Here is a 22,258-nt window from a genome sequence, read left to right as displayed (position 1 = left end):
CGGTCGCAGGCGATGCTCCCCCGGCCCCGGGCGGCACAGGTGAGGCCGGGGGCGCCGCGGGTGGGGCAGCCGCCCGCGGAGGCGGGGGCGGGGCGGCCGGGGGAGGCGGCGCCGACGGCAGGGACCCCTCGTGCGGGGGCACTTCCGGGGAGGGCGCAGGCGGCCCCGGGCGGCGGGGGCCCGGGAGGAGGGCGTCCGCCGGGCCGGGACGCGAACCCGCCGGGTCCGGGGCCACGGGCACCGGGCCCGGCGGGGCCGGGTCCCGCTCCGCCCGCATCCCGGGTACCGGCCCCGGCCCCGGCTGCGCGCCCGGGTCCGGGTCCGTCACCAGGACCGACGCCGAGCGGAACCGGTTGTCCAGGGTGTCCCCCGGGTCCGGTTCCGGTCCCGCGTCCGGGTCCTCGTAGAGCTTCTGCCACCAGTCGTCCGCGCCCTGCTGACTCATGCCCTCATTGTCGGCCTCCGGCAGGTGCGGAAAACGCCGAACACGCGAAAAGGGTCCACCGGGCCGCCGCCCGGTGGACCCTTCCCGCTCTACCCGAACGGACTAGCGGACGTCATACGCCCGCACGACCGTCTGGGTGACCGTGGCGCCGTTCGCGTCGGTCAGTTCGACCTTCAGCGACACCGGCTTCCCGGAGGCTCCCGCATGGTTCACGGTCGCCGTCCAGGCACCGCCGCGCTCGCTCACCTTCGCCGCCGTCCAGTTCTCCCCGTCGTACGAGTAGGACAGCTTCGCCGACTTGAGCGCGCCGGGGGCGTAGCCCGCGTGTCCGCTGACACCGAGTCCGACGGCCTGGCCGTCTGTTGCCGGCACTGTCTTCATGCCGTCCAGCGGAGCCGCGTACCGCGGGAAGAGGACCGGCAGCCCCTGGGAGTACGCCGCGGGGTCGAGCTTCGAGGTGAAGCCCCAGGTGGTCTGCACCGCGGTGGAGCGCTGCCAGGTGCGGGACGGCGGGCCGATCTTCTCGATGTTCTGGGTCAGTTCGTACCGGCCCTGCTCGGCCGGGACCTCGAAGACCCCGAAGGGGTACCAGCTGTCGCCGATGACCTCGCCGTCGCGCTTGAGCTGGAGGCCGCCGATGTCACCGAAGGAGCCCGGCTGCGCGAAGTGGCTGCTGTCGCCCCACATCGAGGGGGCGAAGCCGATCAGGTTGCCCTGCCGCTCGGCGGCCAGCGTCTCCTTGCCCGCCCGGTCGCGGGGTGCGACCGGACCGGTCACCCCGTCGTACCAGCTCGCCGTGGTCCTGCGGCCCTTCTGGTAGGTCTTCTGCTCGCCCGTCATGAACTCGCCCCAGGGGAAGCTGCTGGAGAGCAGCTGGTCCCAGGCGGTGTCTCCGGCGGAGTAGAACTCGGTCCGCTTGCCCGGCGCCGCGACGGTCTCGATCCCGCCGAAGTAGACCGCGCTGCCGATCGGCCGGTAGGCGCCGGACAGGTCCATGAAGTCGGCGGCCACGCCCATGGAGCTGTAGGTGGAGTCCACCTGTCCGAGGTCACGGTCGCGCACCCGGTAGGTGTGGCCGTTCTTCACCTCTCCGGTCTCGGGGAAGGCGAGGGAGTAGACGTACGGGCTCTTCGCGGTGGCCTTCCAGGCCAGCGTGACCGGGCCGGCGGCCAGCCGCTCCAGCAGGGCCTTGCCCTCGCCGGACTCGATGGCCAGGGCCGGCAGCGCACCGCCCGCGTAGCCGGTGAAGGCCACCCAGCGGCCGGGGGCCTCCCGGTGGGCGAGGACCGCCTTGGCCCCGGCCTCCTTGGCGGCCTGAGCCACGTCGTACAGGGCCCCGTCCGCGGCCTTCACCAGGACGACCGCGTCCTTGGCTCCGGCTGCGGCGAGCTCCTCGGGGGTGCCGGTGCCCGCGTCGACCAGCCGCGCGCTGCCGGTCCCGTCGAGGTTGTCGCTGCCCGTGGAGGCGGTGATGGGGTGCAGCACCGGGCCGCCCTGGACCTTCAGCTCGGAGACCAGCGGGGCGGCGGCCCGCCAGTAGCTGGCGAACTCGAACTCCCCGTCCCCGGCCCGGCCTTCGACCGAGGCGTAGAAGCCGCGGATGGTCCGGCCGCCCATGGCGGTGCCCGCGTGCAGCCAGGTGTCGTCCCAGCTGCGGGCGAACCCGAGGGTGGTGTTGCGGGCTTCGAGCGGCTTGTCGCCCTCGACGGTCAGGCGCCCGGCCTTGCGGGCGTCCAGGACGACGGTGGTGTCCTTCTTCACTTCGAGCTGCGGGCGGGCGAGGTAGGTGAGCGAGTCGATCAGCTCTGCCCCCGCGCCGGAGTCGGGGGTGCCGACGAAGGCGGAGAGGAAGTAGGCGCCCGGGCGGACCCGGTAGACCTGGTCCACGGCGCCCTCGTTGAAGCGGCGCTCGCCGGAGGCGTCGTCGGTGCCGATGACGTCCAGCGAGGAGGGCCCGGCGGCCGGCTTGCCCGCGCGGTCGACGAGCTTGACGCGCAGGGTCACCGTCTGCGGTTCGACGTAGAGGGAGAAGGGGGTGGAGACGCGCACGCCGCGCGCGGTGGCGATGACGCGGCCGGTGACGTCCCCGTACTGGGAACGCTCCAGCTTCGCGGCCGGGTCGAGGGCGAGCGGCACCTTGACGGTGGCTCCGGCCGGGACGGTCACGCTGCGCCGCTCCAGGCGGGCGACCTGACTGCGGACGGCGGAGCCGTCGTTGCCCGTGACCTTCTCGACGGAGAGGTCCAGGGTGACCGGCTTGGTGCCCGTGTTCGTGTACGGGACCTCGACGGTGGTGCGGTCGCTGCGGTCCTGCGGCCAGTTGTGGGTGCCGCCCTGCACGGCGGGGGCGCCGGTGACGGTGGCCCCGATCGCGGCCTGCACGTCGAGCCGGCCGGCGCCGGTCTCGCGCACGTCACCGGGGACCTTGGTGTCCGCGGAGCCGACGAGCGCGGCCTTGACCTGCTGCGAGGTCCAGTCGGGGTGGCGTTGCTTGACGATGGCCGCGGCGCCCGCGACGTGCGGGGTGGCCATCGAGGTGCCGGACATGGACTGGTACGCGTACACCCCGCGCCCGCCCGCCGCGGCGGCCGAGATCCCGACGCCGGGGGCGGCGATCTCGGGCTTGAGGGTGTGCTGGAGTCCGGCCGGGCCGCGGCTGGAGAAGGAGGCCGTGCTGTCGTCGCGGTCGACGGCGCCGACCGTCAGGGCGCTGGCCGCACAGCCGGGCGAGGAGACCGTGTTGTTGCCCGGGCCGGAGTTCCCGGCGGCGATGACGAAGAGCGGGCCCTGCTGCGAGAGCCGTTCGGTGGCGGCGGCGAGCGGGTCGTCGCAGGCGGTCTGGGAGGGGTCGCCGAGGCTCATGGATACCACGTCGGCCTTGCTCTCGACGGCCCACTCCATACCGGCGATGATCCACGAGTCGAGGCCGTAGCCCTGGTCGTTGAGGACCTTGCCGCTGAGCAGTTCGGCGCCGGGGGCCACGCCCTTCTTGGCCCCGCCGCTCTCGGCGCCGGAGCCGCCGACGGTGGAGATGGTGTGGGTGCCGTGACCCTGGCGGTCCGCGTCGGTGTCGGAGTCGGTGAAGTTCTTCGACGCGGCGACGCGCCCCTTGAGGTCGGGGTGCTCCAGGTCGGTGCCGGTGTCCAGGACGGCGACCTTGGTGCCCTTGCCGTCGTATCCGGCGGCCCAGGCGGCGTCCGCGCCGACCTGCTTCGTGGAACGCTCCAGGTTCGCCCGGACCTTGCCGTCCAGCCACAGCTTCTTCAGCTGGCCGGACGCGGAACGGGCGCGGGCGTCCGTACCGGTCACGTCGGCCCAGAAGGCGGCGGCCTGCTCCTTGTCGGCGGCGAGTGCGACGCCGCCGATGGAGCCGAGGACGAGGGAGCGTTCGGCTCCGCGCGGGGCGGGCGGGGCGCTGCGCGCCACGTTCACGGAGCCGTCGTAGACCGCGATCAGCGGGAGCTTCTTGGTGTGCGCGTCGTCGTAGCCCTGCCGGACGAGGCCGGTGACGTTGAAGAGTTCCTCGTCGACCTTGCCCGCGGCGAGGGCCTTGACCGCGCCCTCGGGGTAGACGTAGAGGTCCTTGCCGGACTGGCGGGTCTGCACGAGCGGCTGCGAACCGTCCTCGCGCGGCATCGCGGTGGCGGCGGTGCGGCCGGCCGCGTCGGTGGAGACCAGGATCCGGTCGCCGGTGACCAGGGTCACCGTGACGGGTGCCGTGGGCTGCTTCCCGGCCTCCGCGCCCCCGACGACGGGTCTGCGGTCCGGCGCTCCGTCGCTCGGCTGTGCCGTGGACGGGCCCACGGCGGTGACGGCCAGGACGGCCGCGGTGGCCGCTCCCACTGCCGTACGCGATATCGGGCGCATCGCTCTCCCCAGGTGAATTCCGGCCAAATACTGCATTGCGCGGCAAAGCTGCCGCGTAAATGGCTTCTGGCCAGCGGATGTTGGTGCTGCGGTGGCATGACCTTGGCAGAGCGGCGGGTGGTGCGGCGATGATGTCCGCGGCGGGTTTGCGCCGTGGCCGCTTCCCGCCAGATGGTGGTGGGCGGGACGGCCGGGAGTGGGGGTGGACGGGTTGCTGGGTGCGATTGGTCTCGACGAGGGCCAGGAGGGCGCGTACCGCGCGCTGGTGGCGCTGGGGGCGGCGGAGGTGCCGGACCTCGCCCACCGGCTGACGCTGCCGGTGCCGCAGACCGAACGGGCGCTTCGGCACCTGGAGCGGCAGGGGCTCGCGGCGCAGTCCTCGGCCCGGCCGGGACGCTGGGTGGCGGCTCCGCCGGGGGTCGCCCTCGGCGCACTGCTCACCCAGCAGCGGCACGAGCTGGAGCAGGCGGAGCTGGCGGCCGCCCTGCTGGCGCAGGAGTACCGGGCGGAGGCGGCCGAGCCTGCGGTGCACGACCTGGTGGAGGTGGTGCAGGGCGCGAGTGCGGTGGCGCACCGCTTCCACCAGCTCCAGCTGGGGGCGGCGGAGGAGGTGTGCGCACTGGTGACGGGGCGGCCGCAGGTGGTGACGGGCACCGACAACGAGGCCGAGGAGCGGGCCTCGGTGCGGGGCGTCGAGTACCGGGTGGTGATCGAGCGGGAGGTGCTGACGCTGCCGAGCGGCATCCGGGAGGCGTCGACGGCCCTGGCGCGCGGCGAGCAGGTCCGGGTGACGGCCCACGTCCCGACGAAGCTGGTCATCGCGGACCGGACCCTGGCCATGGTGCCGCTGACGGCGCGCGGTGCGGAGCCGGCGGCGCTGGTGGTGCACGCCTCGGGGCTGCTGGAGTCCCTGATGGGCCTGTTCGAGGCGGTGTGGCGGGAGTCCCTGCCGCTGCGGCTGGGCTCGACGGGTTCCGCGGAGGAGTCGGGGGGCAGCCCGGACGCCACGGACCTGGAGATCCTGTCGCTGCTGCTGGCGGGCATGACCGACGCGAGCGTGGCCAAGCACCTGGAGCTGGGGCTGCGGACGGTGCAGCGGCGGGTCAAGGGCCTGATGGAGCTGTCGGGGGTCACGACGCGGCTGCAGCTGGGCTGGCACGCGTACGAGAGGGGCTGGGTGGCCCGATAGCCCCTGGTCGGTCAGGCTGAGCAGATGGACGGGCCTCAGCAGTTCCTGGTGGGGCTGGTGCTGCTGCTCGGGACCCTGGGGGTGCTGGTACCTGGTGCACCGGGCACCTGGCTGGTGTGGGCGGGGCTGATGTGGTGGGCGCTGCACGAACGGTCGGCGACCGCCTGGTCGTTGCTGGTCGCGGCGACGGCCCTGCTGCTGGTGGTGCAGGTCGTGAAGTGGCTGCTGCCGCCCCGGCAGCTGCGGGGCGTGGCGGTCACGCCCCGGATGGCGGTGTGCGCGGGGACCGGTGCGGTCCTCGGCTTCGTCCTGGTCCCGGTCCTGGGTGCGGTCCCCGGCTTCGTGGGCGGCATCTACCTGTGCGAACGCCACCGCCTCGGCACCCACGGCGAGGCCTGGGCCTCGGTACGGGCGGTGATGCGGGCGGTGGGGACGAGCGTGCTGGTGGAGCTGTTCGCGTGCCTGCTGGTCGTGGGCGCATGGCTGGGCGCGGTGGCGGCGGGGGTCTGAGGGGGGCGGCGGGGGTCTGGGGGCGGCGCTGGAGGCGGGCCCGCGCACGCCGGGTCCCGCTCCGGACCGGAAGTGAGATCCGCATCCACCCGGAACGCGCCGACGCCTGGGCCCGGACGCATGGTCCGCCGGCCCGGGCCCGTACGGGACCGGGCCGGCGGGACGACGTGCCGCAGGGGCAGGGTGGTCCGGTGAGCCCGGCCGCCGACCGGGCTCACCGTCGGGGTCAGGCGCGGCCGGTGCGCTTCGCCGCGTAGTTGGCCCGGCCCTCCGCCGACTTCATGCGCCAGTCCCGGCGGATCTCGGCGCGCAGCCGCGCGTCCGTCTTGGCCACGATGCGCTGGTTCTCCCGCAGCAGCTTGCGGTAGCTCTCCAGGCGGCGTTCGGCCAGCTCGCCCGAGTCCACGGCGGCCAGCACCGCGCAGCCCGGCTCCGCCTCGTGCGCGCAGTCGTGGAAGCGGCACTGCGCCGCGTACTCCTCGATCTCCGAGAACACCTGGCCCACCCCGGCCTCGGCATCCCAGAGGCCGACCCCCCGGAGCCCGGGCGTGTCGATCAGGACGCCGCCGCCCGGCAGGGCGAGCAGGTTGCGCGTGGTCGTGGTGTGGCGGCCCTTGCCGTCGACCTCGCGGGCCTCCTGGACCTCCATGACCTCGGCACCGAGCAGCGCGTTGGCCAGCGTGGACTTGCCCGCGCCCGAGATGCCGAGCAGCACGCTGGTGCCGTCCCCGACGACTGCGGCGAGGACGTCGGTGCCCTCCCCGGTGCGGGAGGAGACGGTGAGGACCTGGACGCCGGGCGCGGTGTGCTCGACGTCCTGGACGAGGTGGGCGAGCACCGCCGGGTCCGGGACCAGGTCCGCCTTGGTGAGGACGACCAGCGGCTGCGCCCCCGACTCCCACGCCAGGGCCAGGAAGCGCTCGATGCGGCCCAGGTCCAGTTCGACGGCGAGGGAGACGGCGATGATCGCGTGGTCGACGTTGGCGGCGAGGATCTGCCCCTCGGACCGCTGCGAGGAGGTGGACCGTACGAAGGCGGTCCGGCGCGGCAGGTACGCCTTGACGTAGCGGGGGCTGCCGGCCGCCTCGACGGCCGCCCAGTCGCCGGTGCAGATGACCCGGAGCGGGTCGTGCGGGGTGACGAAGGCGGTGTCGGCGCGGACGATGCCGTCCTCGGTCATGAGGTCGCACTGGCCGCGGTCGACGCGTACGACCCGGCCGGGCAGGAGGCCCTGCTCGGCGTACGGGGTGAACTCGGCCGCCCATGCGCCGTCCCAGCCGAAGGGGGCGAGGGTGTGGGAGGAGGAGGTCTGCGGGAAAGCGGAGAAAGACAAGGGGAACCCTTCACAGGGTGGCCCCGGCCGTGTTCCCGCGCCGGCTCAGCGGCGCGCGGAGGAGTATGAGGTCAGCCGGAGACCACAGAAGTGACATCGATGGTCTTCTGAGTGCGGGCAGCGCCCTGCGCGACGACAGACATCAATGAACTCACCTCCGGGTCATGCACGTACCGACGGTCCCCCACCGGTCGGCGGGAACGGATCCACCGTAACAAGCCTCCTCCCGTGGGGGCCACTTCTTTTTCGGGCGGGCCTACGCGTCGAAGTGGACGGGCAGGTGCTTGATGCCGTTGATGAAGTCCGAGCGCAGCCTGCGGACCTCGCCGGTGACGCCGAAACCGGGGTGGCGGAGCAGCAGTTCGCGGATCAGCGCCTTGATCTGGGTACGGGCCAGGCCCGCGCCCAGGCAGAAGTGCGGGCCCCCGCCGCCGAAGGCGAGGTGCTCGTTGGGGGTGCGGCGGATGTCGAAGGTGAAGGGGTCGGCGAACACGTCCTCGTCGCGGTTGGCCGACGTGTAGAAGGTGACGACCTTCTGGCCCGCGGCGATCGGGCGGCCGCGCAGGACGGTGTCGCGCGTCGCGGTGCGCCGGAAGTTGTGGATGGAGCCGCCCCAGCGCAGGAACTCCTCGGTGGCCGAGGTCCACAGCGGCTCGTCGTGCGGGGCCGCGGCCAGTTCGGCGCGGGCGGCGGGGTGCTCGGCCAGGGCGAGCACGGTGGCGGACAGCAGGTTGCGGGTGGTCTCGTTGCCCGCGACGCACAGCAGCACGAAGAACATGTTGATCTCGTGCTGGGTGAGCCGGTCCCCCTCCACCTCCGCGTGGACCAGGGTGGAGAGGATGTCCTCCCGCGGGTGCAGCCGCCGCTCGGCCGCCAGCGCGTCGCAGTAGGCGTATATCTCGGCGGCCGCCAGGTCGCTGTCGTGCCGGCCCGCCGAGAGCTCCGGGTCCTGGCCTCCGGCCATCCTGTTGCTCCAGTCGAAGATCAGCGGCTCGTCGCCCTGCGGTACGCCGACCATCTCGCAGATCGTCTGGATGGGCAGCCAGGCCGCCACCTCGGAGACGAAGTCCATGTCCCGGCCGGGGACGACCGCCGTGTCCACCAGGGCCTTCGCCCGCTCTCCGATCCGGGCGGCCAGCCTGCGCACCACCCTGGGGGTGAAGCCCGCGCTGACCAGGGCCCGGTAGCGGGAGTGGCGCGGGGCGTCCATGCCGAGCAGGACCAGCCTGAGGGTCTCCAGGGACTCGGGGCTCTGGTCGCGGACCATGAAGGAGCCCAGCTCGGTGGACCAGAGCTCCGCGTCGCGGCTGACCGCCTTGACGTCCGCGTGGCGGGTGACGGCGTAGAAACCCTCGTGGCCGCCCGGGACCTCGTGCCAGTGGACCGGGTCCTCCCGGCGCAGCCGGGCGAACTGCTCGTGCGGGACCCCACGGGCCCAGGTGTCCTCCAGCAGGTCCACTTCACCGGTGGGGATCACGGTCCACTTCCCTTCGTCGGACGGTCGTTCCAGGGGTGGTTCAGGTGATTCAGGTGGTTCGGAGGGGCTCAGAGGGCTCAGGAGGGGTTCAGGAATGCGCCGAGCGCTTCCACGACGAGGGTGTCGGGGATGCCCCGCGGGTCGAGGCGGTGCTGCATGGCCAGCCCGAGCAGCACGCCCAGGACCAGGGCCCCTGTCTCCTCCGGCGGGCGGGCGAGCGGGGTGCCGGTGGCCTCGGCCCAGTCGGCGAGGCCCTCGCCGAGCTGGGCGCGGATCTCGGCGTAGCGCTGGGCGAGCAGACCGCCGGCGCGCGGGCCCCGGGCGGCGTGCAGCCACAGCTCCGCCTCCAGCAGCAGCCAGGAGTCCCCGCGGTCGGGGTGCGGGCGGGTGAGGCTGCCCCACATCGCGGAGAAGTGCACGGCCGGATCCGCGCTGCCGGCGATCTCGGCGGCGAGCTCTTCTGCGGTGCGCTCCTTCCAGACCTCCAGGAGTGCCAGCAGCAGGCCCTCCTTGCCCCCGAAGTGGCTGTAGAGCGCCCCGGTGGTGCGGCCGGCCGCCTCGGCCACCGCCTCCGCGGAGACGGCGTGGAAGCCCTTGCGGGCGAAGAGTTCGGCGGCCGCGTCGATGAGCCGGGTACGGGTCTGCGACTTGCGCCGCTCCTGACGCCCAGGCGCGGGGGGCTGCGGCTGCGGCCCGTGGTGCGGGGAGGTCATGGCGGGCTCCGGGAGTTATATCGGCTACCCGATATAACCTGCGCCCCGGCCTGACGATCCGTCAATCCCCGTGCACGGGATCGTTCGGGCGCGTCCCGCCGACCGCGTCCGTCACGGGGGTCCGGCGCCCCCGTCCTGCGCCCCCGTCCGCCGCGTCGCCCGTGTCCGTTTCGTTCAAGACCCCGGCGTTCCGGCGTGCCTAGCCTGTTCCCATGACTCCACGACTCGACGTGATCGGCCTGGTCGTCTCCGACATGGCCGCCTCCCTCGCCTTCTACCGCCGCCTCGGGCTGGACGTCCCGGCCGGGGCCGACGACCAGCCGCACGTGGAGGCCGTCCTGCCCGGCGGACTGCGGGTCGCCTGGGACACCGAGGAGACCATCCGCTCCTTCGACCCGTCCTTCACCCCGCCCACCGGCGACGGCCGCCTCGGGCTGGCCTTCCTGTGCGACTCCCCCGCCGAGGTCGACGCGCTGTACGCCGAGCTGACCGGCGCCGGGTACCCCGGGCACCTGAAGCCCTGGGACGCCTTCTGGGGCCAGCGCTACGCCGTGATCCTCGACCCGGACGGCTGCGAGGTCTCGCTGTTCGCCCCGGCGGACCCCGCCGCGTAGGCCCCCAGCGTGGTCCCGGCCAGGGCGCGGACCTCGCGGGCCAGGTGCGCCTGGTCGGCGTACCCGGCGGCGCAGGCCACCTCGGCGTACGGCATCCCGGACCGGGCCAGCCCGAGGGCGCGACGCAGCCGCAGGATCCGGCCGAGGGTCTTGGCCCCGTACCCGAAGGCGTCCAGCGAGCGGCGGTGCAGCCGGCGCTCGCCGAGGCCGACCGCCGCGGCGATCCCGGCCACCGGGTCCCCCGCCCGGAGCCGGGCCACGACCTCGGCGACCAGCGGGTCCGGCGGCCCGGCGGCGTCGGCGCGGCGGGCGACGAGCGCCTCCAGCCCGGCGGCCGGGTCCGCGTACCGGGCCACGCGTCCGGCGAGGCCGCGCACCTCCCGGGCCGGCCACAGGTCGGTCAGCTCCACGCGCCGGTCCCGCAGCACGCGGGCCGGTACGCCGAGCAGTGCGGGTGCGGTGCCGGGCGCCAGCCGGATCCCCGCGAAGGCGCCGCCCGGGACCTCCCCGGCGGGATGCGGCCCGGTGTCGGGGCCGGCCACCAGCAGCCGCCCCTCGACCCACAGCAGGTCCATGCACCCGTCGGGCAGGACGACCCCGCCCCCGCCCCCGGCGCGCCACAGCACGGCTCCCGGTACGGCGGACGACGGCCTCTCCTCGTACATCCCTCCACCCTAGGCCGCCTCCCAGGGCGGGTCCGGGGCGGTCAGTGCTTGCGCAGCCGCGAGGAGTAGTCCTCCGGCGGCAGGAATTTGGACCAGCGCTCCGGGAACTCCGACGGCATGCCGTCGTCCTCGTCGTCCTCGGACTCGCCTTCCGCCATCGCCCGCCAGGCCGCGGCCCGGGCGATCAGCTGGGCGGCCTCCGCCTCGCGGGCCCGTTCGTTGGCCTCGCGGGCCGAGGCCGTGGCCACGGAGGGCCAGACGCGGTCGATCGCGGCGTTGACGGCCGCGCCGACGAGGACCGCGAAGGCCGAGATGCCGATCCACAGCAGGACGGCCACCGGGGCGGCCAGCGAGCCGTAGATCGTCGGCCCCTCCACGGTGTTGGTCAGGTAGATCCGGAGCAGGAACGAGCCCAGCACCCACATCGCGAGGGCCACCAGCGCGCCGGGCACGTCCTCGATCCACGGCGAGCGCACGGGGACGGACACGTGGTAGAGCGTCGTCAGGAAGGCGATGGACAGCAGGGTCACGGTCGGCCAGTAGAGGACCGCGATGACCTCCGTGCCCCAGGGCACGAGCCGCACCACCGCATCCGGTCCGACCACCATCAGCGGCAGCACGATGGCGCCGATCAGCAGGGCGATCACGTACAGCAGGAAGGCGAGCAGCCGGGTCTTGACGATGCCGCGGTGCCCGTCGAGCCCGTACATCACGGTGATGGTGTCGATGAAGACGTTCACCGCCCGGGACCCCGACCACAGGGCGAAGGCGAAGCCGAGGGAGATCAGGTCCGGGCGGCCGCGGCTGGTGACGTCGTCGAGCAGGGGTTTGGCGATGTCGTTGACGCCCCGGTCGGAGAGGACCGTGCCGACGGCCCCCAGGAGGTTCTCCTCGATGCTGGCCACGGTGGTGGTGTCGGTCCAGTTGTCCACGTAGCCCAGCAGGCCGAGCAGGCCGAGGAAGAGCGGCGGCAGCGAGAGCAGCGTGAAGAACGCCGCCTCGGCGGCGAGCCCGAGGATGCGGTACTCGATGCAGGAATTGACGGTGTCTTTCAGCAGCAGCCAGGCCATCTTGCGCTTCGATACGTTGCGGTAGAGGGCGCGGGCCCGATGGAGCCGTCCTGGGATCCGCTCGGGTGTTTCTTTTGCTGGCTGCACGTCCTTACGGTATCCGCATGGCAGCCACCACCCACACAGTCACCAACCAGGCCCCGCCCCTCGTGGGGCACGACGTCTACGGCGGCGACCGGGCCCTCAGCGAGGGCGTCGAGCGGCATCTCGCCCCGGCGGAGCCCGGGCTCCGGGCCGAGGTGCGGGAGGAACTCACCGTCCTCGGGCGGGCCGCGGGTTCCGCGCAGGCCCAGGAATGGGGGACGCAGGCGAACGAGTGTCCGCCCAAACTCCGGACGCACGACCGGTACGGCAACCGGGTCGACGAGGTGGACTTCCACCCGGCCTGGCACCGTCTGCTGGGTCACGCGGTGACCAGCGGGCTCACCGACGCCTGGGGGCGTCCGGCCGGGCACCTGCGCCGGGCCGCCGGGTTCTTCGTGTGGTCGCAGGTCGAGGCGGGGCACGGCTGCCCGGTGTCGATGACGCACGCCGCGGTGCCGGCGCTGCGCACCGATCCGGAGCTGGCCGCCGAGTGGGAGCCGCGGCTGACCTCGCACGTGTACGAGGAGGGGCTGCGGCCGGCCGCGCAGAAGGGCGGGGTGCTCTTCGGCATGGGGATGACGGAGAAGCAGGGCGGCAGCGACGTACGGGCGAACACGACGGCCGCGCAGCCGCTGGACGCGTCGGGCGAGTACCTGCTGACCGGGCACAAGTGGTTCTGCTCGGCTCCGATGTCGGACGGGTTCCTGGTGCTGGCGCAGGCTCCGGGAGGGCTGACCTGCTTCCTGGTCCCGCGGGTGCTGCCGGACGGTACGCGCAACGTGTTCGCGATCCAGCGGCTGAAGGACAAGCTGGGCAACCGGTCGAACGCCTCCAGCGAGGTGGAGTTCGACCGGACCTGGGCGCGGCGGGTGGGCGAGGAGGGCCGCGGGGTGCGGACCATCATCGAGATGGTCGCCGCGACCCGGGTGGACTGCGTGATCGGGTCGGCCTCGCTGATGCGGCAGGCGCTGACGCAGGCCGTCCACCACGCAGAGCACCGCTCCGCTTTCGGATCACTGCTCATAGACCAGCCGCTGATGCGCAACGTGCTCGCCGACCTGGCCCTGGAGTCGGAAGCGGCCACCACGCTGGCCCTGCGCCTGGCGGCGGCCCAGGACTCCGGGACCGAGCAGGAGAAGGCCTTCCTGCGCCTGGCCGTGCCCGCCGCCAAGTACTGGGTGACCAAACGCTGTACGCCGATGGTGGCCGAGGCCCTGGAATGTCTGGGCGGCAACGGCTACGTAGAGGAGTCCGGCCTGCCGAGACTGCTGCGCGAATCCCCGCTGAACTCCATCTGGGAGGGCTCGGGCAATGTGCAGGCGCTGGACGTACTGCGTGCCCTGCAACGCGAACCGCAGGCACTGGGCGCGTTCCTCCAGGAAGTGGGCCAGGCGCGGGGCGCCGACCACCGGCTGGATTCGGCCATCAAGGACCTGCTCACCGAGCTCGCCGACCTGGAGGGGATCGAGGCCCGGGCGCGCCGCGTGGTGGAACGCATGACGCTGGTGCTCCAGGGGTCGCTGCTGGTGCGGTGGGCCCCGAGTGAGGTGGCGGACGCCTTCTGCGCCTCCCGGCTGGGCGGTGACTGGGGTGCGGCCTTCGGCACACTGCCGCACAGCCTGGGCCTGAAGGCGATCGTCGAACGGGCCCGGATCGCGGGTCCGGACGCCCCCTAGGCACTGTCCGGCTGCTCGCCCGGGCGGTCCCCAAACCGCTCCGGGCCGGGATCCGGGCCCGTTGACCTGGAGCAGAGGTGGCGCCGCGCCGACTCGGCACCACCCCTGGTCCGAGAAGCCCCGAGGAGGAGCTGCCACGCCGCAGTGCGGCGTCCGGACAGTTTCGGTCGGACGACCGGGACTTGGCGAGAGTTGCATGACGTTGCACCCTTTGAGTCGGCGGGTGCCCGCCGGGGGCGCCGGGGGAAACGGTGCCCCCGGGACCGTGCGGGCGGCGCCGGTCGTACGTCCTGTTCGCACGGGGAGGTTCCGGTGGCCGACACCGCAGGCAGCACGGTCGATGTGGCACGCATCTCGGCCATGGACGCGCGGGATGCGATGCGTCTGCTCAAGGGGGTGCGGGCGGCCGCTCTGGCCGGGGACCGGCCGCCGGCCGCCCCGCGTCCGGAGATCGCCGCGTCCTGGCGCCGGATGCTGGCCGGCGGGGTGCACCCGGACCGGGACGCGCGCTCGCGGACGCTGTCGGCGGCCGAGACCGAGGAGCGACGGCACGTGTCACCGCTGCGGGAGCTGCTGCCGCTGCTGCGGGAGAGCCTGCTGCCGGCCCTGGACGAGGCCCTGCACATCATGGTCGTCGCCGACGCGGAGGGGCGGCTGTTGTGGCGGGAGGGCCACCGTTCCATCCTGCGCAAGGCGGACCGGCTCGGTTTCACGGTGGGGGCCGACTGGGACGAGGCGGTGGTCGGCACGAACGGGGTGGGCACGGCCCTGGTGACGCAGCGTCCCGTGCAGGTGTTCTCGGCGGAGCACTTCGTCTCCAGCCACCACGACTGGACCTGCGCGGGGGCGCCCGTACGGGACCCGCGGGACGGCCGGCTGCTGGGCGTGATCGACGTGAGCGGGCCGCTGGCCACCATGCACCCGGCGACGCTGGCCTGGGTGAGCTCGGTGGCCCGGCTCGCGGAGCGGGAGCTGCGGGTGCGGCACCTGGAGTCGCTGGAGCGGCTGCGCACGGTGGCGTCCCCGCTGCTGGCCCGGCTGCCGGGGCGGGCCCTGGCCGTGGACCCCAACGGCTGGACGGCCGCGGTGACGGGGCTGGCCCCGACGGACCGCGTACCGCTTCCGAAGGGGTTCGGGCCCGGCCGGATGTGGGTGCCGCAGCTCGGGGACTGCACGGTGGAACCGCTGCCCGGCGGCTGGCTGCTGCGGGTCGCGCAGGACCGTACGGACGCCGCGGTGACCCGGGTGGTCCTGGACCTCAGCCGGGCCGGTTCCTGGTCGGTGACCGTGTACGGGGCCGCCGGAAGCTGGTCGCAGGAGCTGAGCCCGCGCCACGCGGAGCTGCTGTTCCTGCTGGCGGAGAGCCCCCGGGGGCGCTCCGCGGCCGAGCTGTCGGCGGAGCTGTTCGGCGACCCGACCCGGACGGTGACGGTCCGCGCGGAGCTGTCCCGGGTACGGCGCCACCTCGCGGGCGTGCTGACCCACCGGCCGTACCGCTTCGCGCAGGACGTCGAGGTGGAGCTGATCCGTCCGCAGGACGGCTCCGTGCTGCTGCCGCACTCCACCGCCCCGGCGGTGGTCAGGGCCCGCCTGGGCCACCGGGGGCCCGGCATGGTTCCCTGACGTGCATGAGCACCATCACCCTCACCACCTGGTCCCTGGAAATGACCTCCGCGTCGGACCTCGTCCCGTCGGCCGTCCCGGGGCCGGAGATCACGGTCGCCCGCGCCGAGGTCCCGTCCCCCGAGTTCAGCCGCTTCCTGTACGCCTCGGTCGGCGGCGACATCCACTGGACGGACCGGCTGTCGCTGACCCGCGCGCAGTGGGTGGAGCAGCTGGACCGGCCGGGCGTGGAGACCTGGGTCGCCTACGACCGCGGCACCCCGGCGGGGTACGTGGAGTTCGACCCGCAGCCGGACGGTGTGGTGGAGATCATGTACTTCGGCCTGCTGCCCGACTTCCGGGGCCGGCGCATCGGCGGTCACCTGCTGACGGTGGGCATCGAGCGCGCCTGGTCCCTGGCGGAGCGCTGGCCGGACCGCGAGCCGACGCGGCGCGTCTGGCTCCACACGTGCAGCCTGGACGGGCCGACGGCGATGGACAACTACCTGCGGCGCGGCTTCAAGCTCTTCCGCACGGAGACCGAGGAGAAGGAGGAGGCCCCGACCCCCGGCCCGTGGCCGGGCGCGTGAGGCCACCCGCCCCCTCCGCCTTCCCCTGAGCTCCCCTGAGCTCCCGGCCGTCCCCGCCGCCGCACCTCCCCCCGCGTCTCCCCCGCCCCGGCCGCCCCTGGTGCCTCCGCGGCCCGTGGACCCGGTGGGGGCCGCGGGCGGGGGGACGGAAGCCGCGAGGCGGCGCAAAACGCGTGACGGCCGTCACTTTGTCCCACGATCCGGGACGAGTTCGTCCGCATTATGGACAGTAGTGGACTCCTCCAATCGGCACATGACACGCTTCCGCCATGAATGGAGCTGGAATTGCCTTGGTGAGTCGGCGGCACGTCGACCTCGGCCGCATGTCCAGCGCCATGTGTCCGGCCTGCTGACGGAACCAGCCACAGCCGTAGACACCCCCAGAGCCCCCTGAGGCAGAACACCGCCGTGCCCACCGGCAGAACGGCGGCGCTCAGCCACATCCGCCTGCACCGTCGCAGGTCACCGCAGCATCCAGGGGTCACGCCGCCACTCCCCCTGCCCCTGCCTTGAGCCGTTGAAGAAGGACGTACCGTCATGGCCGCCACCCCCGAAACGCCCGCAGCCGCCCCCGCAGCCGCGCGCCGCAAGACCGGCCGTCACCGCGGTGAGGGCCAGTGGGCCGTCGGACACCACACGCCCCTCAACGGCAACGAGCAGTTCAAGAAGGACGACGACGGTCTCAACGTGCGGACGCGCATTGAGACGATCTACTCCAAGGCCGGCTTCGACTCGATCGACCCCAACGACCTGCGCGGACGCATGCGCTGGTGGGGCCTCTACACCCAGCGCAAGCCCGGGATCGACGGCGGCAAGACCGCGATCCTGGAGCCGGAGGAGCTGGACGACAAGTACTTCATGCTGCGCGTGCGCATCGACGGCGGCCGCCTGACCACCGAGCAGCTGCGCGTCATCGGCGAGATCTCCGAGGAGTTCGCGCGCGGCACGGCCGACCTCACCGACCGCCAGAACGTGCAGTACCACTGGATCCGGATCGAGGACGTCCCGGAGATCTGGCGCCGCCTGGAGGCCGTCGGCCTCTCCACCACCGAGGCCTGCGGTGACACGCCCCGCGTCATCCTCGGTTCGCCCGTGGCCGGCATCGCCCAGGACGAGATCATCGACGGCACCCCGGCCATCGACGAGATCTACCGCCGCATCGTCGGCAACAAGGACTTCTCCAACCTGCCGCGCAAGTTCAAGTCCGCGATCTCCGGCTCGCCGCTGCTCGACGTGGCGCACGAGATCAACGACATCGCCTTCGTCGGCGTGAACCACCCCGAGCACGGCCCCGGCTTCGACGTCTGGGTCGGCGGCGGTCTCTCCACCAACCCCAAGCTCGGCGTGCGCCTGGGCACCTGGGTCTCGCTGGACGAGGTCCCGGACGTCTACGAGGGCGTCATCTCGATCTTCCGCGACTACGGCTACCGCCGCCTGCGCAACCGCGCCCGGCTGAAGTTCCTCGTCGCCGACTGGGGCCCGGTCAAGTTCCGCCAGGTCCTGGAGGACGAGTACCTGAAGCGCAAGCTGACGGACGGACCCGCGCCCGAGCAGCCCTCCGGCCAGTGGCGCGACCACGTGGGCGTCCACCAGCAGCAGGACGGCCGGTTCTACGTCGGCTTCGCGCCGCGCGTCGGCCGCGTCGACGGCGCCACCCTCACCAAGATCGCGGATGTGGCCGAGCAGCACGGCTCCGGCCGCCTGCGCACCACCGCCGAGCAGAAGATGGTCGTCCTCGACATCGAGGCCGACCGGGTCGACTCGGTGGTCGAGGCCCTGGAGGCGCTGGACCTGCGGGTCAAGCCGTCCCCCTTCCGCCGCGGCACGATGGCCTGCACCGGCATCGAGTTCTGCAAGCTGGCCATCGTCGAGACCAAGGCGCGCGGCGCCTCGCTGATCGACGAGCTGGAGCGCCGCCTGCCGGACTTCGCCGAGCCGCTCACCATCAACATCAACGGCTGCCCGAACGCCTGCGCCCGTATCCAGGTGGCGGACATCGGTCTCAAGGGCCAGCTGGTCCTGGACGACGACGGCAACCAGGTGGAGGGCTACCAGGTCCACCTGGGCGGCGCCCTCGGCCTGGAAGCCGGCTTCGGCCGCAAGGTCCGCGGCCTCAAGGTCACCTCGGAGGGCCTGCCCGACTACGTCGAGCGGGTCGTCAAGAGCTACGAGGAGCAGCGCGAGGACGGCGAGCGGTTCGCGGCCTGGGTCGCCCGCGCGGACGAGAAGAGCCTGTCATGAGCGAGCGCGCCGCACCGTTCTACTGCCCGTACTGCGGCGACGAGGACCTGTTTCCCAACGAGACCGGTCACGGAGCCTGGGAATGCCGGGCCTGCAACCGGGCCTTCCAGCTGAAGTACCTCGGGCTGCTGTCCCGGGGTGTTCAGGGCAACGCCACTGGAGGGGACGAGATATGACGACCGTTCAGGAAACCGGGACGAAGAACCTGAAGGAACTGGCCGAGCAGGCGGGCCGGGACCTGGAGGACGCCTCCGCGCTGGAGATCCTGCGCTGGGCCGCCGACACCTTCGGCGGGAAGTTCGCCGTGACCTCCTCCATGGAGGACGCGGTCGTCGCCCACCTGGCGTCCCGGGTCCGCCCCGGAGTGGACGTGGTCTTCCTCGACACGGGCTACCACTTCGAGGAGACCATCGGCACCCGTGACGCGGTCGAGGCCGTGATGGACGTCAAGGTCATCACGCTCACCCCGCGCCAGAGCGTCGCCGAGCAGGACGCCGAGTACGGCCCGAAGCTGCACGACCGGGACCCCGACCTGTGCTGCGCACTGCGCAAGGTCAAGCCGCTGGAAGAGGGCCTGACCGCGTACGAGGCGTGGGCGACGGGCCTGCGCCGCGACGAGTCCCCGACCCGGGCGAACACCCCGGTGGTCGGCTGGGACGAGAAGCGGCAGAAGGTCAAGGTCTCGCCGATCGCCCGGTGGACCCAGGACGACGTGGACGCCTACGTCGCCGAGCACGGCGTGCTCACCAACCCCCTGCTGATGGACGGTTACGCCTCCGTCGGCTGCGCGCCCTGCACCCGCCGGGTCGCGGAGGGCGAGGACGCCCGGGCCGGACGCTGGGCCGGGCGCGGCAAGACCGAGTGCGGACTGCACGGCTGATGACGGACCACACAGAACCGACGGAGAAGAAGCAGATGAGCGTGCGCGACCAGGGCGCCACCGTGTGGCTGACCGGGCTGCCGAGCGCGGGCAAGACCACCATCGCCTACGCGCTGGCCGAGCGGCTGCGCGCCGAGGGCCACCGCGTGGAGGTCCTCGACGGCGACGAGATCCGCGAGTTCCTCTCCGCCGGCCTGGGCTTCTCCCGTGAGGACCGGCACACCAACGTGCAGCGCATCGGCTTCGTCGCCGAGCTCCTCGCGAGCAACGGCGTCAAGGCACTCGTACCGGTGATCGCGCCGTTCGCGGACAGCCGTGAGGCCGTCCGCAAGCGGCACGCCGCCGAGGGCACCTCCTACCTGGAGGTCCACGTGGCCACCCCGGTGGAGGTCTGCTCGGAGCGTGACGTGAAGGGCCTGTACGCCAAGCAGGCGGCGGGCGAGATCTCGGGTCTGACCGGGGTCGACGACCCGTACGAGGCGCCGGAGTCCCCGGACCTGCGTATCGAGTCGCACACGCAGTCCGTGCAGGAGTCGGCCTCGGCCCTGCACGCGCTGCTCACAGAGAGGGGTCTGGCATGACGACGACCGTCGCACACGTCCACGACGCTGCGAACAATTCTTCCGGCGCCGCGCCCTACGCGCTGTCGCACCTCGACGCCCTCGAGTCGGAGGCCGTGCACATCTTCCGTGAGGTGGCGGGCGAGTTCGAGAAGCCGGTGATCCTGTTCTCCGGCGGCAAGGACTCCATCGTCATGCTGCACCTGGCGCTGAAGGCGTTCGCCCCGGCGCCGGTGCCGTTCACCCTGCTGCACGTGGACACGGGCCACAACTTCCCCGAGGTCCTGGAGTACCGCGACCGCACCGTCGAGAAGCACGGTCTGCGGCTGCACGTGGCGTCCGTCCAGGAGTACATCGACGCGGGCAAGCTGCGCGAGCGTCCCGACGGCACCCGCAACCCGCTGCAGACGGTCCCGCTGACCGAGGCGATCCAGCAGCTGAAGTTCGACGCCGTGTTCGGCGGCGGCCGCCGCGACGAGGAGAAGGCCCGCGCCAAGGAGCGGGTGTTCAGCCTGCGCGACGAGTTCTCGCAGTGGGACCCGCGCCGCCAGCGGCCCGAGCTGTGGCAGCTGTACAACGGCCGCCACGCCCCCGGCGAGCACGTGCGCGTCTTCCCGCTGTCCAACTGGACCGAGCTGGACGTGTGGCAGTACATCGCCCGCGAGGGCATCGAGCTCCCGGACATCTACTTCGCCCACGAGCGCGAGGTCTTCCAGCGCAACGGCATGTGGCTGACCGCCGGTGAGTGGGGCGGCCCCAAGGAGGGCGAGACGCCCGAGAAGCGCCTCATCCGCTACCGCACCGTCGGCGACATGTCCTGCACCGGCGCCGTCGACTCCGACGCCGCCACGCTGGACGACGTGATCGCCGAGATCGCCGTCTCCCGCCTCACCGAGCGGGGCGCGACCCGCGCCGACGACAAGATGTCCGAGGCCGCGATGGAAGACCGCAAGCGCGAAGGGTACTTCTAAGATGACCAGCACCACCGATCAGTTCGCCAGCCTGGCCGACCCTTCCGTGACCACGCTGCTGCGCTTCGCGACCGCCGGATCCGTCGACGACGGCAAGTCCACCCTGGTGGGCCGCCTGCTGCACGACTCCAAGTCGGTCCTGACCGACCAGATGGAGGCCGTCGAGGCCGTCTCCGCCCAGCGCGGCCAGGAGGCGCCCGACCTCGCGCTGCTCACCGACGGCCTGCGGGCCGAGCGCGAGCAGGGCATCACCATCGACGTCGCGTACCGCTACTTCGCCACCGCACGCCGCCGGTTCATCCTCGCGGACACCCCGGGGCACGTGCAGTACACCCGCAACATGGTCACCGGCGCCTCCACCGCCGACCTGGCCGTGGTCCTGGTCGACGCCCGCAACGGCGTGATCGAGCAGACCCGCCGCCACGCGGCCGTCGCGGCCCTGCTGCGCGTCCCGCACGTGGTCCTGGCCGTCAACAAGATGGACCTCGTCGGGTACGAGGAGACCGTCTTCGCCGCGATCGCCGAGGAGTTCACCGCGTACGCCTCGGACCTGGGCGTCCCGGAGATCACCGCGATCCCGATCTCGGCCCTGGCCGGGGACAACGTGGTCGAGCCGTCCGCGAACATGGACTGGTACGGCGGCCCCACCGTCCTGGAGCACCTGGAGACCGTCCCGGTCAGCCACGACCTCACCGCCTGCCCGGCGCGCTTCCCGGTGCAGTACGTGATCCGTCCGCAGTCCGCCGAGCACCCCGACTACCGCGGTTACGCGGGCCAGATCGCCTCCGGCGTGCTGCGCGTCGGCGAGGCCGTGACGGTCCTGCCCTCGGGCCGCACCAGCACCGTCGTCGGCATCGACGCGCTCGGCGAGAGCGTGGACATCGCCTGGGCCCCCCAGTCGGTGACCCTGCGGCTGGCGGACGACATCGACATCTCGCGCGGCGACCTGATCGCGCCGACCGCGAGCGCCCCGGCCACCACGCAGGACGTCGAGGCGACGGTCTGCCACGTGGCGGACCAGCCGCTGGCCGTCGGCGCCCGGGTGCTGATCAAGCACACGACGCGCACGGTCAAGGCGATCGTCAAGGAGATCCCCTCGCGGCTGACCCTGGACGACCTGTCCCAGCACCCGAACCCGGGCCAGCTGGTCGCCAACGACATCGGCCGCGTGGTCGTCCGCACCGCCGAGCCGCTCGCGCTCGACGCGTACGCCGACTCGCGCCGCACCGGGTCCTTCCTGCTGATCGACCCGGCGGACGGCACCACCCTGGCGGCGGGCATGGCGGGCGAGTCCTTCGCCTCCACCGCCGAGACCACCGTCCAGGCGGATGAAGAAGGGTGGGACTTCTAGCCCATGCTTCCCGACATCTACTCCACCTTCGCCAAGGAGGGCGGCCGCGTAGGCAGCGGTCACCTCGGCAGCGGCCAGGGAGGGGTGGCGCGATGTGCGCGATGACGTACGCGCACCGCATGCGCGCCCACACCCCCCACGAGCCGTACCCGCCCTCGCTCCGTAGACGAAGACCCGCGTCGTGATCCCACGGCGCTCCGAGAGGAAGTCCTCCCGTGCCTGCCACCGGTACCACCCGTACTCCGCTTTCCCGTAGGACCGGCCTGCGCCGCGGCGTCGTCGCCGCTGCCGCCCTGCCGCTGCTGATCGGTGCGCTTGCCTCTTGCGGCTACGGCTCCGAGGCCAAGAAGGACGACCCCAAGGACAAGGCCGCCAACGTGGCCGACTCCGGCCAGAAGCTCTCCGCGTCCGAGGTCCGCA

19 protein-coding genes and 1 pseudogene are annotated in these 22,258 nt (G+C 72.9%); 14 read left to right on the top strand and 6 right to left on the bottom strand.

Annotation, left to right across the window (positions count from 1 at the left end; all coding sequences use genetic code 11):
* Positions 1–547: 547 nt before the first annotated feature.
* Positions 548–4,312: a S8 family peptidase gene (locus IO30_RS0139500; RefSeq protein ID WP_031151478.1), complete on the bottom strand. Its 3,765-nt coding sequence runs from the start codon at positions 4,310–4,312 to the stop codon at positions 548–550.
* 211 nt (positions 4,313–4,523) lie between these two features.
* Here IO30_RS0139500 and IO30_RS0139495 point away from each other — a divergent pair, with 211 nt between their 5' ends.
* Positions 4,524–5,501 carry a helix-turn-helix domain-containing protein gene (locus IO30_RS0139495; RefSeq protein WP_031151476.1) on the top strand — a complete coding sequence of 326 codons (978 nt, stop codon included), beginning with the start codon at positions 4,524–4,526 and terminating at the stop codon, positions 5,499–5,501.
* 24 nt (positions 5,502–5,525) lie between these two features.
* Complete coding sequence (locus IO30_RS0139490) at positions 5,526–6,011, top strand: DUF456 domain-containing protein (protein ID WP_031151475.1); 486 nt, start codon at positions 5,526–5,528, stop codon at positions 6,009–6,011.
* 226 nt (positions 6,012–6,237) lie between these two features.
* Here the strand turns inward: IO30_RS0139490 and rsgA are convergent, their stop codons facing one another.
* From rsgA to IO30_RS42525, 3 genes are all read right to left on the bottom strand, one after another.
* The gene (gene rsgA / locus IO30_RS0139485; protein WP_031151473.1) at positions 6,238–7,344 is read right to left on the bottom strand and encodes a ribosome small subunit-dependent GTPase A; all 1,107 of its coding nucleotides are present in this window, start codon (positions 7,342–7,344) and stop codon (positions 6,238–6,240) included.
* A gap of 256 nt (positions 7,345–7,600) precedes the next feature.
* Complete coding sequence (locus IO30_RS0139480) at positions 7,601–8,821, bottom strand: cytochrome P450 (RefSeq protein WP_202205085.1); 1,221 nt, start codon at positions 8,819–8,821, stop codon at positions 7,601–7,603.
* 77 nt (positions 8,822–8,898) lie between these two features.
* The gene (locus IO30_RS42525) at positions 8,899–9,534 is read right to left on the bottom strand and encodes a TetR/AcrR family transcriptional regulator (RefSeq protein WP_051859510.1); all 636 of its coding nucleotides are present in this window, start codon (positions 9,532–9,534) and stop codon (positions 8,899–8,901) included.
* Between the two features lie 212 nt (positions 9,535–9,746).
* On the opposite strand from IO30_RS42525, the gene IO30_RS0139470 reads away from it, so the two are divergent.
* The gene (locus tag IO30_RS0139470; RefSeq protein ID WP_031151467.1) at positions 9,747–10,148 is read left to right on the top strand and encodes a VOC family protein; all 402 of its coding nucleotides are present in this window, start codon (positions 9,747–9,749) and stop codon (positions 10,146–10,148) included.
* Here the strand turns inward: IO30_RS0139470 and IO30_RS0139465 are convergent.
* Together IO30_RS0139465 and IO30_RS0139460 are read right to left on the bottom strand one after the other, a co-directional pair.
* Positions 10,079–10,813 (bottom strand): AraC family transcriptional regulator, encoded by a 735-nt coding sequence (locus tag IO30_RS0139465; RefSeq protein ID WP_031151466.1) that lies wholly within the window; start codon positions 10,811–10,813, stop codon positions 10,079–10,081. The genes IO30_RS0139470 and IO30_RS0139465 overlap by 70 nt on opposite strands.
* 41 nt (positions 10,814–10,854) lie before the next feature.
* Positions 10,855–11,970: a YihY/virulence factor BrkB family protein gene (locus IO30_RS0139460; RefSeq protein WP_051859509.1), complete on the bottom strand. Its 1,116-nt coding sequence runs from the start codon at positions 11,968–11,970 to the stop codon at positions 10,855–10,857.
* A 17-nt stretch (positions 11,971–11,987) separates the two neighbouring features.
* Here IO30_RS0139460 and IO30_RS0139455 point away from each other — a divergent pair, with 17 nt between their 5' ends.
* The 11 genes and pseudogenes from IO30_RS0139455 to IO30_RS41530 all read left to right on the top strand — a co-directional run.
* Positions 11,988–13,643 (top strand): acyl-CoA dehydrogenase family protein, encoded by a 1,656-nt coding sequence (locus tag IO30_RS0139455; protein ID WP_031151463.1) that lies wholly within the window; start codon positions 11,988–11,990, stop codon positions 13,641–13,643.
* Positions 13,644–14,003: 360 nt separating this feature from the next.
* Entirely contained in the window at positions 14,004–15,266 is a 1,263-nt protein-coding gene (locus tag IO30_RS0139450; RefSeq protein ID WP_031151461.1) for a GAF domain-containing protein, read from the top strand.
* A gap of 5 nt (positions 15,267–15,271) precedes the next feature.
* Entirely contained in the window at positions 15,272–15,835 is a 564-nt protein-coding gene (locus IO30_RS0139445; protein ID WP_031151460.1) for a GNAT family N-acetyltransferase, read from the top strand.
* Positions 15,836–16,104: 269 nt separating this feature from the next.
* Positions 16,105–16,188, top strand: a complete 84-nt coding sequence (locus IO30_RS47965; protein ID WP_323181889.1) for a putative leader peptide — start codon at positions 16,105–16,107, stop codon at positions 16,186–16,188.
* Between the two features lie 184 nt (positions 16,189–16,372).
* Positions 16,373–18,076: a nitrite/sulfite reductase gene (locus IO30_RS0139440; protein WP_031151458.1), complete on the top strand. Its 1,704-nt coding sequence runs from the start codon at positions 16,373–16,375 to the stop codon at positions 18,074–18,076.
* On the top strand, positions 18,073–18,252 hold the full coding sequence (locus IO30_RS0139435) for a hypothetical protein (RefSeq protein ID WP_031151457.1): 180 nt from the start codon (positions 18,073–18,075) through the stop codon (positions 18,250–18,252). Before IO30_RS0139440 ends, IO30_RS0139435 begins: the two co-directional genes overlap by 4 nt.
* Positions 18,249–18,956, top strand: coding sequence for a phosphoadenylyl-sulfate reductase (locus IO30_RS0139430; protein ID WP_031151455.1), 708 nt, complete (start codon positions 18,249–18,251; stop codon positions 18,954–18,956). Before IO30_RS0139435 ends, IO30_RS0139430 begins: the two co-directional genes overlap by 4 nt.
* Positions 18,957–18,991: 35 nt before the next feature.
* On the top strand, positions 18,992–19,537 hold the full coding sequence (gene cysC / locus IO30_RS0139425) for an adenylyl-sulfate kinase (RefSeq protein WP_031151454.1): 546 nt from the start codon (positions 18,992–18,994) through the stop codon (positions 19,535–19,537).
* Positions 19,534–20,487 (top strand): sulfate adenylyltransferase subunit CysD, encoded by a 954-nt coding sequence (gene cysD, locus IO30_RS0139420; RefSeq protein WP_031151452.1) that lies wholly within the window; start codon positions 19,534–19,536, stop codon positions 20,485–20,487. The genes cysC and cysD overlap by 4 nt, the downstream gene beginning before the upstream one ends.
* Position 20,488: 1 nt before the next feature.
* Positions 20,489–21,838, top strand: coding sequence for a sulfate adenylyltransferase subunit 1 (locus tag IO30_RS0139415; protein ID WP_031151451.1), 1,350 nt, complete (start codon positions 20,489–20,491; stop codon positions 21,836–21,838).
* A gap of 215 nt (positions 21,839–22,053) precedes the next feature.
* A pseudogene (locus IO30_RS41530) lies at positions 22,054–22,258 on the top strand (hypothetical protein); the annotation flags it as partial.

The sequence above is a fragment of the Streptomyces xanthophaeus genome (assembly GCF_000725805.1).
GTDB classification, from domain to species: domain Bacteria; phylum Actinomycetota; class Actinomycetes; order Streptomycetales; family Streptomycetaceae; genus Streptomyces; species Streptomyces xanthophaeus.
This window is presented reverse-complemented; position numbering and strand designations above follow the sequence as displayed.